A 13,125-nucleotide genomic window follows, 5' to 3' on the forward strand; every position below is an offset into this window, starting at 1 on the left:
AGTTAACAAATGACCGCACAACTGATCGACGGCAACGCCCTGTCCAAGAAGCTGCGTGGCGAGGTGGCTGCCCGCGCCGCCGCGCTGACGGCCCAAGGCCTCAAGCCCGGACTGGCGGTGGTGCTGGTGGGCGACAACCCGGCCAGCCAGGTGTATGTGCGCAACAAGGTGAAGGCTTGCGAAGAGGCGGGCCTGCATTCGGTGCTGGAGAAGTACGACGCGTCGCTGACCGAGGCGGCGCTGCTGGCGCGGGTGGACGCGTTGAACCAGGATCCGACGATTCACGGCATTCTGGTGCAGCTGCCCCTGCCGGCGCATATCGATGCGCACAAGGTGATCGAAGCGATCGCACCGGAGAAGGACGTGGACGGCTTCCACGTGGCCAGCGCTGGTGCGTTGATGGTGGGTCAGGAAGGCTTCAAGCCGTGCACGCCGTATGGCTGCATGAAAATGCTCGAATACATCGGGTATGAGACCAGGGGCAAGCATGCGGTGGTGATCGGCCGCAGCAACATCGTGGGCAAGCCGATGGCGATGCTGCTGTTGCAGGCAAATGCCACGGTGACGGTCTGCCACAGCGCCACGCCGGACCTGGCTCACTTCACCCGTCAGGCCGACATCGTGGTGGCCGCCGTGGGCAAGCGCAATGTGCTGACGGCCGACATGGTCAAGCCGGGCGCGGTGGTGCTGGATGTGGGCATGAACCGCACCGACGACGGCAAGCTCTGCGGTGACGTGGATTTCGCCGGCGTGAGTCAGGTGGCCGGCTGGATCACACCGGTGCCGGGCGGCGTGGGGCCGATGACGATCACGATGCTGCTGGTCAATACGATTGAATCGGCGGAGCGGGCGGCTCAGTCGGTGGACAGGTAAGCCACCGCTCAAGCGGACGAAGCAGATGGCCGAAGGGGTGGCCGGACGGGCTGCCGGACGGGCTGCCGGACGGGCTGCCGAACGGGTCTCGGTGAGCCCCCACTGAGGAAAGCCCCGATTCAGGGGGTGCGGGCATGCGGCTTGAAGCGCCGCAGTCCGCCCTCAGGTGAGACAGTCGGGCGATAGCTTTCCAATCGCCGATAGCCTGGCGCTAGGGAAGCGATAGAAACCCCACCGTTCAGGTGTGTCCAAAGGCTGAGACACTTGAACTTCTCGCCTGCCATCAGTTTCCAGAGGATTGCATGGACGCCAATGCTGCTTCCCCCACCGCTGTGTCGACGCCCGACTCCGCGGCCTTGTCTGATTTGACGACCAACCCCCTGCTTTCCACCGCGCCGCTGCCCGATTTTGCGGCGATCCAGCCCGGGCATATCCAGCCCGCCATCAGCGAATTGCTGACGCAGGCGCGTCAGGCGCTGGCAGAGGTGACGGCGCCGCAGGCGCCCGCCGATTACGAGACCCTCTCCCGCGTGCTGAATGTCGCCACCGAGCGGCTGGGCACCGCCTGGGGGGCTGTGGGACATTTGAATTCCGTTGCCAATACGCCCGCATTGCGCGAGGCCTACAACGCGGTGCTGCCGGCGGTGACCGAGTTCTATACCGGTTTGGGCGCGAATGAAGCGCTGTATGCCAAATACAAGGCGATTGCGGGACGTCCGGATTTGACTCCGGAGCGTCAACAATTGCTCAAGCATGCGATTCGCGATTTCGTGTTGTCGGGTGCTGAGTTGTCCGGCGAAGCGAAGGAGCGGTTCGCCAAGATCCAGGAACGGACCGCGGAGATTGCGCAGGCCTTCTCCGAGCACGTGATGGATGCGACCGATGGCTGGAGTCTGTTCGCAACAGCCGAAGAAATGCAGGGAGTGCCGCCCGATGTGCAGGCCAATGCGCGGGCTGCCGCGGAGAAGGACAGTCGGGAAGGCTTCAAGCTGACGCTGCATTTCCCGGTGTACATGCCGGTGATGCAATACGCTGAAGACCGCTCCCTGCGGGAGCGGCTGTATCGCGCCTATGTGACGCGCGCCAGTGAGCTGGCGGACAAGCCAGAATTCGACAATTCGCCACTGATGCAGGAGCTGCTGGCCCTGCGTCAGGAAGAAGCCAAAATCCTGGGATTCAACAACTTCGCGGAAGCGTCGCTGGTGCCCAAAATGGCCAGCTCGCCGGCGCAGGTGATGGAATTCCTCCGTGATCTCGCCGCGCGGGCCAAGCCCTATGCGCAGCGGGACCTGGAAGAGCTGAAAGACTTTGCCAAGGCCGCGCTGCAGATGCAGACGCTGGAAGCGTGGGACCTGGCTTATGTGTCGGAAAAACTGAAGGAAGCGCGGTATGCGTTTTCAGATCAGGAAGTCCGTCAGTACCTGACATTGCCCCGGGTGCTGGAAGGACTCTTCCGCATCGTGGACCGGCTGTTTGGCGTGCAACTCATCCCGGCGAAAGCGTCGGTCTGGCATGAGAGCGTGCAATTCTGCGAATTGCGCCGGGGCGGTCAATTGATCGGTCAGGTGTATCTGGACCTGTTCGCCCGCAATGGCAAACGGCCGGGCGCCTGGATGGACGAAGTGCGCAGCCGCTGGACGCGGCCGGATCTGCAAGATGCCGGCGCGGAACAGATTCCGGTCGCCCATCTGGTCTGCAATTTCCCGCAAGGCGCGGACGGCAAACCCGCCCTGCTCACCCACGACGACGTCATCACCCTCTTCCATGAATGCGGTCACGGTCTGCATCATCTGCTGACGCGGGTGGCAGAACTCGGTGTCTCCGGCATCTCGGGGGTCGAATGGGATGCCGTGGAATTGCCCAGCCAGTTCATGGAAAACTTCTGCTGGGAATGGGAAGTGGTGCAGCAGCTGTCCGGCCATGTGGATACCGGCGCCTCGTTGCCGCGCGAGCTGTTCGACAAAATGCTGGCGGCCAAAAATTTCCAGGCCGGACTGCAGACGCTGCGTCAGATCGAGTTCGCACTCTTCGACATGCGCTTGCATGCAGAACCAGGGTCGGAAACCCGCATCCAGTCACTGCTCGATGACGTGCGCGCCGAGGTGTCGGTGAATCCCCCACCCGCCTTCAACCGCTTCCAGCACAGCTTCTCCCATATCTTCGCTGGCGGGTATGCGGCGGGGTATTACAGCTACAAATGGGCTGAAGTGCTCTCCGCCGATTGCTGGAGCGCTTTCGAGGAAGAAGGCGTGTTTAATCCAGCCACCGGGCGGCGCTACCTCGATGAAATCCTCTCCATGGGGTCAGTGCGGGATGCCATGGATAACTTCAAAGCGTTTCGGGGACGGGAACCGTCGATTGATGCGCTGTTGCGGCATCAAGGGATGGCTTGAGGTTCGGGTTTGGGTTTGGGTTCGGCTTGAGGTAGGCGCGAGGCGTAAGCTTGGCGCGGGGTGCGGCGTGGGGTGAATCCGGAGGTCTTGAGGGCCCAAGCCCTCAAGACTCCCCTCCGGTGCTCACTCGTCGGGGCGGGCCCAACTCGCTTCGCTCACCTTCGGCTCACTCCGCTCAAACAGACGGGCCCTCTAGTCAGTCATTGAAGCGCGCTCCGCGCGCCCCCCCCGACTCCCTCCGCTCCTCGGCTCCTCCCACACCCCACGCCGCACCCCGCGCCAAGCTCACACCCATCACCACCCAGGACTGCCGGGACATACGACTGCCGGATCTCAGGACTTCGGCAACATCCCTGCTGCTCACCACCATAAAAAAACCGCTCCAAGCCAATTGGGCTGGAGCGGCCTTCTCGTCGCCTGACATCGGCAAGCTGGATGAAAGTCAGTCAGTCATTCAGCCAGTCAGTCATTCATTGACGGCGTCGCTGGATCGTCAGCTTGTCCAGCGCGGCGTGAGGGGGCTGTCTCTGGATATCTCACTGCGCGGGGGTGCCAGCCTTCGCAGCAGCCTTGCCTTCCTCTTTGAAGTCACCCACAGTCGAGACGACAAAGCCATCCACCGCAATGCGCTTGCGCCACGCGGCATTGACCTGCTCCACCGTGACCGCCTGGATGGCAGCATCTCGCTCGGCAACAGTCTTCCAGCTCTCTTCACGGTCCGCCATGCTGAGCAGGCCAGCCGCCAGGTTGGCATCGTCGGCGCGGCCCTGGCGCAGGCTGGCCAGGATGTCAGCCTTGGCACGGTTCAGCTCCGCTTCGGTGATGCCCTCCTTGCTCATGCGCTGGAGCTCCTGCTTCACCAGCGTCAGCACCTGCTCGCGGTTCTGAGGCGCAAAGCTGCCGCCAATCACCAGCTCAGCATCATCACCAAAGTGCGGAGCCGAGAGCGATGCACCCACGCCATAACTGAGCCCCGCCTTCTGGCGGATGCTGACGGACAGGCGGTTCTCCAGAGACCCTCCCCCCAGGACGTGCGTCGCAAGCATCAGCGGCAGGTAATCCGCCTCCCGGTCGTTCAACGCAAAGTCCAGGCGCCAGCGCATCGCCGCATTGGCCTTGTCCTTGGCCAGAGCATCAAAACGCGCAGCCGGAATGCTGTCCGCCTTCGCAACGTAGCGGACGTAAGCCGGTGCCTGCGGCTTCTTCCAGGCGCCAAAGAGCTGGTCAATGGCCTGGTCGATGCCGTCAGGCACCGCACCCACCACCGCCACACGCGCTTCATTGGCGGACCAATACCGAGCGTGGAATTGCTTCACATCGTCCAGCGTGGTGGCCTTGAGCTGGGCCACCTGCTTATCCACCGTCATCAAGTAATCCGGGTCGCCCAGCTTGACGCCGCGTGCACGATTGTAGTGATCCCGCACCGCCGCCTGTCGCAAGGTCTCCAGCTCCTGCCGTCCTGCCTCAAGGCCGGCCAATGAGGCCTTCTGATCGCGGTCGAAGGCGTCCTGCGGCAGCAGCGGGTGCTGCAGAACGTCCGCCGCCATGCGAAGCACTTCCAGCAGCGTGTCCTTTTCCGCGGAGATCAGCAGCGTCGCGCCCTGGTCCTCGCTGCTGACGCTCATGTTGGCCCGCAACTGCACCAACCGGTCCTGCAGCGCCTGCTTGGACAGCGTCGGCGTGCCTTCATCCATCAGCTGAGCCACCAGATCGGTGCCGCGGTGCTGGAAGGTGTCGTTGCGCTCGCCCCAGCGCAGCTGCATCTGCAGTTGCACCGTGTTGGCACGGGTGCGCTTGTTCAGCGCAGTGAATTCAATGCCGGAAGGCAGCCGCTTCATCACCGTGCGCTCCGCCAGATGCGCCGGCGTGGGATCAAAGCGTTCGCCGTCCTCCACCTTCGGCGGGCCCTGCAGGCCGGCCAGGCGAGCTTCCAGCGGCGGTGCGGCAGGAATCTCCACCCGCTCCACCTGCTCCGCCGGCAGATAACGGCCCAGCGTGCGGTTGGCCGGGCGCAGATAGGCCTTTCGCACCCGCTCGACGTCCGCCAGCGTCACCTTCGGAATGTCTTCCATCAGCTGGAAAAGCAGACGCCAGTCCGTAGCCCCCAGGCTGGAGATCTGCTGGATGAGCGCCTCCGGATTCTTCATCTGCTCGCGATAGGACATCAGCGCCAGTTCACGCACCCGCGCCAGTTCCGATTCGTCGAAGGGTTTGCTGGTGCGCCCCTCCACGATGTCCAGCAGGCGCTGCTCGACCGCCGCCTTGTCGGCATCCGGCGGCAGCACGGCGTAGGCCCGGATGCCACCGGGGTCTGCACCCCCCAGTCCCGTCAGGCCCGCGGCAATCGCCAGCTTGGGCTCGACCAGCTCCTTGTACAGCTGGCCGCTGGGCTGCAGGGAGAGCATCAGGCCCAGCACCAGCAGCGGCGCGCTGTCCGGGTGCGCCATGGCCGGCACATGGTAGTAGCTCAGCAGCAGAGGCTGGCCGCCAATGCGGCGCACGACCACCGTGCGCTCGCCATCCTGCGGCGGCTCGACGGTGTAGGGGCGAGGCACCGCGGTGGCCGGATTGCGCAGGCCGGCGAACAGCTGGCTGATGCGCGCCAGGGTCTTGGCCGGGTCGAAGCGGCCCGCCACCATCAGCGTGGCGTTGTCCGGCCGGTAGAAGCGCTTGTAGAAGGCTTGCAGCTTTTCAATGGGGACGTTCTCAATGTCGCTCTTCGGACCGATCGTGTCGTGACCATAGTTGTGCCAGTCGTAGGCGGCGCCCACCACACGCTTGTTCAACACCTCAAAGGGCTCGTTCTCGCCGCGTTCGTATTCATTGCGGACGACCGTCATTTCCTTGTCCAGGTCGGACTTGGCAATGAAGCTGTTGAGCATGCGGTCCGCCTCCAGCGTCAGGGCGAAGTCCAGGGTGGCTGCGTCCGCATTGAAGTTGGAGAAATAGTTGGTGCGATCGCTGGTGGTCGTGCCGTTGAAACGCATGCCGCGCCTTGCGAAGACATCGGCCAGGTCGCGATGCTTGGGCGTGCCCTTGAACATCAAGTGCTCCAGCAGATGGGCCATGCCATATTCGCCAGGAGACTCATGGCGACTGCCGACTCGATAGGTGATGTTGACCGTGGTGGTGCTCTGCGCATCGTCCGGAAAGAGCAGCACCTGCAGGCCATTGGGCAGCCGGTATTCGGAGATGCCCCCCATCTCCCGCACGAATTGCGCCTGACCCACCCGCAGACCGGCGACCGCGCCCTTGCCCTTGGCCGCGGAACCGGTGGCGGTAGCCGCGGCTGGGGCGGACACGGGAGCCGTCGGGCTTTGCGATGCGCGCTGCGCCCATCCGGGCGCCGAAGCACAAGCCAGAAACGCAGCGACCGCCAGCACGTGCGGGACACGGGACAAGCACGCGGAGCGCACGGGCGCGGGCAAGACCGCATGGCCATTCAGGGACACAGAAGACATCCGCAGCAACTCCTTCAAGTCATCCATCGGTCGGTGCGACGCACTCCACCGTGAAGCCGATTTTCTACCCATTTGGAACACCACAACCCGGCCACCAAGAAGTCACTTCGCTGCCGCTTCGCACCCAGGTCGCAGCCGCTTCGGAGGCACTTCGGAGGCACGTCAGGGGTATCTCCGAGGCACTTCCAAGGCCATGACCGAGCCATGACTTTCGACCCATGCGGAACGGCATGGAGGTCGACGTCAGTCCCTGAAGTGCAGTCGCCAAGGCATGCAGTTCATCGCTGAATGAATGCAGTGCAGCCCATGACAAAGACGCTTCGTCGCGAACGCGTTGGCCGTGTCCGCCGGGCTTTCTAACCTGCACTGCGTTTCATCCCGGCCCTCAACCATTCAGGAGTTGTCACCATGTCATTCGCCCCCAAGCGTCCGTCGCTGCCCTCTGCTGCCGCTTTGCCCGCTTCTTCCGTTGCGTCCGGTTCTTCCGCTTCGTCCTTTTTTTCCCTTCCGCCCGCTTCGTCTGGCGCGTCTTCCCGCACGTCAGCGCGGCCCCGCTCGACGTCACCGCACAAGCCTTCCGCCGCCCGCTGGTCGATGCTGGTGATCGGACTTTGCGCGGGCGCCGCCTCGGGCGTCGCGCTGGCGCAATCGTCCGGGCCAACCACCGCTCCGCAGTCAGCCCATGCGGCGGCCCTCTCGTTCGAAACGCGCGTCCTGGCGGTCTGCCCCGGTGTCGAGACGCAGTTGGCGGAAGCACTCGGTCCGGCGCAGGCCCGCAACGGCGCACAGGGCAATGCCGTCGTGACATTCCGTCTGAACGGCAAGGTCATTGATGACGTGGTGCAGGTCGCAGGCCCGCAGATCTATCGCAGCGAATTGCGACGCGCCGTGCGTCACCTCCAGTGCGACAACGGTCAGGACAGCAAGACTTACGCCCTGCAGGTCAGTTTCATGGATGCCGACGGCAGCGCGCCAACCAAGCATCTGACGCTGGCCGCCATCACACCGCTCAGTGGCGTCGATGCCGCCGCCTTGCGCCGCAGTCGCACGGCAGACTGATGACACGCCACGGCGGCGGCCCCGTGCCGAACCGGGACCCACGGCGCCGCAGCGCCTCTCGCGACGGTCGGCGCCCTTAGCCGGGCAGCGCCATCACCGCGTCCCGCACGCGGCCATCCAGCTCGGACAGCGGAAGCGCCAGCCGCGCCTCCGCCGGAACGGCCAGGGTACGACGTCGCTCGCCCCAGACCGGATTGGGGAAATGACTGTCCCAGTCGAAGCGAGCAATGACGTGCCAATGCACATGCGGCACCACGTTGCCCAGCGTCGCCAGATTGATCTTGGTGGGGGACAGCGCCGCCCTCAGCACCTCCTCAACCCTCACCACCACGGCCATCAGCGCGTCCCTGTCCGCCAGCGGCAGATCACTGAACTCGGCCACGTGCGCGGTCCAGATGACGCGATAGAAGGCCGGGAAGTCCGGCTCGGCCGCGCGAATGACGCGCCAGCGTGTGGCGCTCGCGACCGGCAGTCCGCCGACGTCTCGGCACAGAGGGCAATCAGGGTGTTCCATGGGCAAAGGCGGGCAGGTCCGCTGGCTAAGATCAGCCGACTCTAGCCGAGCCGGCGCTCAGGAACCCCCATGGCCCTTCGTCTCCCTTCCGCCCGTCGTCGCACCCTGCTGCTGGGCGCCGCAGCTGCCCCACTGGCCGCCGGCATGCCCACACGGGTTCATGCTGCCGACGCGTGGCCCACCAAGCCGATCCGCTGGGTGGTGGCCTATCCCGCCGGCGGCGGCTCCGACTTCCTCGCCCGCCAGCTGGCCCCGGCGCTGGGCCGCCAGCTCGGCCAGACGATCGTCATCGACAACCGTCCCGGCGCCGCAGGGATCATCGGCACCGACAACGCCGCCAAATCCCCGGCAGACGGCTACACCCTGCTCACCGGCGACAACGGCGCGATGGTCTTCAACAGCGCGCTCTACAAGAAGCTGCCCTATGCGCCAATCGACTTCACACCGGTGGCGTTCATGGCGCGCTTCCCCCTGCTGCTGGTGGTGAATCCGCAAGCCGGCTTCGCCTCGGCACAGGACTGGCTGCGCCAGGTGCAGGCCAAGCCCGGACGCTTCACCTACGCGTCGCCCGGCGTCGGCAGTCCACATCATCTGGCGATGGAGCTGCTCAAGGACCGTACCCATAGCTACATCGTCCATGTGCCCTACCGCGGCACCGCCTTCACCACGCAGGACATCATCGGCGGCGTCGTGCCGATGGGCATCCTGGACACTGCCGCCGCCCTGCCCCATCTGCGAAGCGGCCGGCTGAAGGCGCTGGCAGTGCTCTCCGGCAAACGCGTCGCGGCGCTGCCGGAGGTGCCCACCTTCGAGGAAGCCGGGGTGAAGGGCGTCGACGTCAGCGCCTGGCAGGGACTGTTCGTACCAAAGGGCACGCCGGACGCCGTCATCAGCCGGCTCACCGCCGAGACCCTCAAGGCGCTCACGCAACCGGACGTCAAGTCAAAACTGGAAGAGTTCGGTCTGGAAGTGGTGCCGACCGATGGCCCCGCACTCGCTCGCTTCATTCAGCAGGAAACCATCCAGTGGCATGCGCTCATTCGCAGCCGCGGCATCAGCGCCGAGTGAACTGAGGGGTGGGACGTGACAAGGTGCTCGTCACGTCCCTTTTGTCCGTCATGCGGACCAATGGATCCGGTACCACCCCTACCGGACGGCGTTTCTCAGCCGGGTATTACTTCACGTAGAAGCCAAATAGCATTAGGTTATTCCCGTGATTGCGCTTCATTGAGCGCGCTAATCGCCTTACGGCAGCTTACAGTTTGACCTAAAGCAAAAACAACAAACCGAAGGCGCCCACCCCTCTTGTCGGCGCCTCTTGCCACCGTCCCATTGGTGTAGGCACCGCTATGAATCCACAAATGTCTGTCCGCACGACGGTCGCCCGTCGTGTTTCCCTGTTCGCCAGTATCGGCATTGCTGTTCTGCTGGTGCTGATCTGCGGCACCCTGTCCTGGGTCCTGACCAATCAGGCGCGTCAACGGACGGACGACTACATGGCCAGCGAGGCCGCCTCGGTGGCCCGTGTGGCTGACGCCCTGGATCGCACTGCGCGCGACTCCGCCAACCGTCTGTACGACGTGCTGGCCACCGACCTGACCGACGGCAAATTCACCCTGGACGCGGACGGCGAACTCTCGCACGACGGTCACAAGATCAACGGCAGCCTCGAACTGCCGGATGGCTTCACCCGCCGCACCGGCGGCGTGGCGACCATCTTCGCCAAGAAGGGCACCGACTTCATCCGCGTGACGACCTCGGTGAAGAAGCAGGACGGCTCGCGCGCCATGGGCACGCTGCTGGACACCACCGGCGCCGCCTACGCCAAGACCAGCGCCGGCGAGACCTATGTTGGTCCGGCCACGCTGTTTGGCGTCCCCTACATGACCCGCTACACCCCGGTGAAGGACGCTGCCGGCAAGGTCGTTGGCATCCTGTTCATCGGCTTTGACATGCGCGGCCTGCAGGACGAGCTGGTGCAACTGGCGGGTGCGGTGAAGCTGTTCGACACGGGCGGCCTGTATCTGCTGGATCCGGGGAAGACGCCGGCCGATGCCGTGCTCAAGGGCCATCCGACCGCCAAGGGCAAGAAGCTGTCCGACGTGCTGAAGCCGGACGTGGCGGAAGCGCTGGTCAAGCGTCTCTCCGAAGACAAGGACGGCGTGCTGGAAGAACTGCCGGCGGTCTACAACACCGATCACAAGGACGCCTTCGCCGTGGCGCAGCGCTCCAAGGCCACCGGATGGTACGTCGTGGCGGAAGCCTCCCGCGCTACCGCCCTGGCCTCCCACTACCGCACCCTGTGGGCGCTGTGGGGCCTGATGGCCCTGGCCGTGGTGCTGCTGGGCCTGGGCGTGACCTGGCTGCTGGGCCGCTGGGTCGGCCAGCCGATGGCACAGCTCAACCGCGCCATCACCGCAGTGGCCAACGGCGACCTGACGCAGCCGGTGCATGTGAACCAGCAGGACGACATGGGCGCCCTCGCCGCCGGCGTGGAACAGATGCGCCAGCAGCTGGCCAGCACCATTACCGAAGTGCGCCACGCCAGCGACAGCATCGGCACCGCCAGCGCCGAAGTGGCCGCCGGCAGCCGCGATCTGTCGTCGCGCACCGAGCAGTCCGCCAGCCATCTGCAGGAGACCGCCTCGGCCCTGGAAGAACTGGCCGGCTCAATGAGCCAGACCGCCGCTTCCGCGCAGCAGGCCCATCAGCTGGTCGGTGAATCGGACCAGGCCGCCCAGCGCGGCGGTGCGGTGGTGCAGCAAGTAGTGACCACGATGGACGAGATCAGCAGCGCCAGCCGCCAGATCAGCGACATCATCGGCACCATCGACTCGATCGCTTTCCAGACCAACATCCTGGCGCTGAATGCGGCGGTGGAAGCTGCACGTGCGGGCGAACAGGGTCGCGGCTTTGCGGTGGTGGCGTCGGAAGTGCGTCACCTCGCCCAGCGCAGTGCCGAGGCCGCCAAGCAGATCAAGGGCCTGATCACCGCCAGCGGCGAGCGGGTGGAATCGGGTGCGCGTCTGGTGAGCGACACCGGCGCCGCCATGCAGGCCATCGTGACCAGCGTGCGCCGCGTGACCGACATCATTGGCGAGATCTCGACCGCGGCCCATGAGCAGGCCCGTGGCGTGACCCGCATCAATGGCGCCGTGGCTCAGCTGGATCAGGGCACGCAGCAAAATGCCGCGCTGGTGGAGGAAAGCACCGCCGCTGCGGAAAGCCTGCGTGAGCAGGCCCACCGCCTGGTGGAGCAGGTCGGGCGCTTCCGCGTCTGATCGCGTCCGCCCCTGCGCTCCAGAGGCTTGAAAGGACCGCTACGGCGGTCCTTTTTCATGGGCGCTTCCTCTCTGCGTTGCTTGTTCGCGCCGATCGTTGGCGCCGAGGCTCAACGGGACTTGAACCACTGCCCCAGCACCGCCCGCTCTTCTTCGGTGATGCCGGTGGCGTTGTTGAGCGGCATGGCCTTCTGCACCACCGCCTGCTGGTAGATGTCCTGCGCATGCTGCTCGATCAGTTCCGGCGTATGCAGCTGGATCCGCTTGGGCGCAAGCGCTGCGTTGTGACAGGCCTGGCAGCGGTTCTGCACGATGGCCTGGACCTGCGCGAAGGTCGGCGGGCTGGCCGTTGAAGCGCCCGTTGGCGCACCGGAGCCGGCCACGCCCGATGCACCCGCCTTACCCAACGCACCCGACGTACTCGACGGCTCCACCGATCGCGGCGCCAGCCCGATGATCAGCCCCACCAGCAAGACACCCACCGCCACCAGCAACGGCCAGGCATTGACGCCCTTGTGGCGCTTCACGAACCAGGTCCGCACCAGCGCGCCCACCAGCATCAGCGCGATCAGCACCAGCCAGTTCCACGCATGGCTGTAGAGCATGCCGTAGTGGTTGGACAGCATCGCAATCAGCACCGGCAGCGTGAAGTAGGTGTTGTGCACGCTGCGCTGCTTGCCGCGCTGGCCGAACACCGGGTCCACCGGGCGTCCGGCCCGCATGTCCTCGATGACCTGTTTCTGCCCGGGGATGATCCAGAAGAAGACGTTGGCCGTCATCATCGTGGCCATCATCGCGCCGACCAGCAGAAACGCCGCGCGCCCCGCAAACAGCTGGCAGGCGCCCCAGGCGGCTGCTGCGATCACCACCGCCACCAGGCCCAGCACCCGCCCGTCGTGGCCGATGCTGCCATCAGCCTTGCGTCCGAAGCGGCGGCAGATCTGGTCGTACAGCAGCCAACCGCCCGCCAGGAAGCACAGCGCGCCTGTCACCGCCGCCGGCGCGCTCCAGTCGTGCACCCGTCTGTCGATGAGATAGGTGTCGGCATTGAAGAGGTAGAGCAGCGCGAAGAGCGCAAAGCCGCTCATCCACGTCCAGTAGCTTTCCCAATAGAACCAGTGCAGATGCTTGGGCAGATGCGCGGGCGCCACCATGTACTTTTGCGGGTTGTAGAACCCCCCGCCGTGCACCGCCCAGAGTTCACCGTCCACGCCGCGGGCCCGCAGGTCTTCGCCGGTGGGGGGGACCAGATGGTTGTCCAGCCAGACAAAGTAAAACGAGGCGCCAATCCAGGCAATGGCCACCACCACATGCAGCCAGCGCAGCAGCAGATTGGCCCAGTCGAGCAGATAACTGTCCATCAGAGACATTCAGCAAGAACCGGACCACCACTGCGGGCGCTGTAATCCGGCTGAGCGTCGCGCTTATGTTCCTGGCGCCGCGGCGACGTGATCAAAGTGTATACAGTTCCGTGCGCGTCAGATTCGCGAACGGTGGATCCGTCCTCTTCGGATTCCGATTCAGTACCGCATCAACCCTGCGTC

8 protein-coding genes are annotated in these 13,125 nt (G+C 65.0%); 5 read left to right on the forward strand and 3 right to left on the reverse strand.

Annotation, left to right across the window (positions count from 1 at the left end):
• Nucleotides 1–9 precede the first annotated feature (9 nt).
• Entirely contained in the window at nt 10–873 is an 864-nt protein-coding gene (gene folD / locus FHS28_RS22105; protein ID WP_088454008.1) for a bifunctional methylenetetrahydrofolate dehydrogenase/methenyltetrahydrofolate cyclohydrolase FolD, read from the forward strand.
• Nucleotides 874–1,175: 302 nt separating this feature from the next.
• Nucleotides 1,176–3,266 carry a M3 family metallopeptidase gene (locus FHS28_RS22110; RefSeq protein ID WP_088454009.1) on the forward strand — a complete coding sequence of 697 codons (2,091 nt, stop codon included), beginning with the start codon at nt 1,176–1,178 and terminating at the stop codon, nt 3,264–3,266.
• A 536-nt stretch (nt 3,267–3,802) separates the two neighbouring features.
• Here FHS28_RS22110 and FHS28_RS22115 read toward each other — a convergent pair.
• Nucleotides 3,803–6,568, reverse strand: coding sequence for a M16 family metallopeptidase (locus tag FHS28_RS22115; protein ID WP_184295425.1), 2,766 nt, complete (start codon nt 6,566–6,568; stop codon nt 3,803–3,805).
• A 567-nt stretch (nt 6,569–7,135) separates the two neighbouring features.
• Here FHS28_RS22115 and FHS28_RS22120 point away from each other — a divergent pair.
• Entirely contained in the window at nt 7,136–7,786 is a 651-nt protein-coding gene (locus tag FHS28_RS22120; protein WP_184295428.1) for a hypothetical protein, read from the forward strand.
• Nucleotides 7,787–7,862: 76 nt separating this feature from the next.
• Here the strand turns inward: FHS28_RS22120 and FHS28_RS22125 are convergent, their stop codons facing one another.
• Nucleotides 7,863–8,300: an HIT family protein gene (locus FHS28_RS22125; RefSeq protein WP_088454013.1), complete on the reverse strand. Its 438-nt coding sequence runs from the start codon at nt 8,298–8,300 to the stop codon at nt 7,863–7,865.
• Nucleotides 8,301–8,369: 69 nt separating this feature from the next.
• Here FHS28_RS22125 and FHS28_RS22130 point away from each other — a divergent pair, with 69 nt between their 5' ends.
• The gene (locus FHS28_RS22130) at nt 8,370–9,368 is read left to right on the forward strand and encodes a Bug family tripartite tricarboxylate transporter substrate binding protein (protein ID WP_088454014.1); all 999 of its coding nucleotides are present in this window, start codon (nt 8,370–8,372) and stop codon (nt 9,366–9,368) included.
• Between the two features lie 293 nt (nt 9,369–9,661).
• Nucleotides 9,662–11,581, forward strand: a complete 1,920-nt coding sequence (locus FHS28_RS22135; RefSeq protein WP_246410466.1) for a methyl-accepting chemotaxis protein — start codon at nt 9,662–9,664, stop codon at nt 11,579–11,581.
• A gap of 110 nt (nt 11,582–11,691) precedes the next feature.
• Here FHS28_RS22135 and FHS28_RS22140 read toward each other — a convergent pair whose 3' ends face one another.
• On the reverse strand, nt 11,692–12,942 hold the full coding sequence (locus FHS28_RS22140; protein WP_088454016.1) for a urate hydroxylase PuuD: 1,251 nt from the start codon (nt 12,940–12,942) through the stop codon (nt 11,692–11,694).
• Nucleotides 12,943–13,125 lie beyond the last annotated feature (183 nt).

It is taken from the genome of Roseateles terrae, assembly GCF_014192155.1.
Lineage (GTDB): Bacteria > Pseudomonadota > Gammaproteobacteria > Burkholderiales > Burkholderiaceae_C > Roseateles > Roseateles terrae.

What these genes read in the sequence shown, in the direction of transcription:
- folD (WP_088454008.1), top strand. Translation starts at nt 10, where the DNA reads ATGACCGCACAACTGATCGACGGCAACGCCCTGTCCAAGAAGCTGCGT.
- FHS28_RS22110 (WP_088454009.1), top strand. Translation starts at nt 1,176, where the DNA reads ATGGACGCCAATGCTGCTTCCCCCACCGCTGTGTCGACGCCCGACTCC.
- FHS28_RS22120 (WP_184295428.1), top strand. Translation starts at nt 7,136, where the DNA reads ATGTCATTCGCCCCCAAGCGTCCGTCGCTGCCCTCTGCTGCCGCTTTG.
- FHS28_RS22125 (WP_088454013.1), bottom strand. Translation starts at nt 8,300, where the DNA reads ATGGAACACCCTGATTGCCCTCTGTGCCGAGACGTCGGCGGACTGCCG.
- FHS28_RS22130 (WP_088454014.1), top strand. Translation starts at nt 8,370, where the DNA reads ATGGCCCTTCGTCTCCCTTCCGCCCGTCGTCGCACCCTGCTGCTGGGC.
- FHS28_RS22135 (WP_246410466.1), top strand. Translation starts at nt 9,662, where the DNA reads ATGTCTGTCCGCACGACGGTCGCCCGTCGTGTTTCCCTGTTCGCCAGT.
- FHS28_RS22140 (WP_088454016.1), bottom strand. Translation starts at nt 12,942, where the DNA reads ATGGACAGTTATCTGCTCGACTGGGCCAATCTGCTGCTGCGCTGGCTG.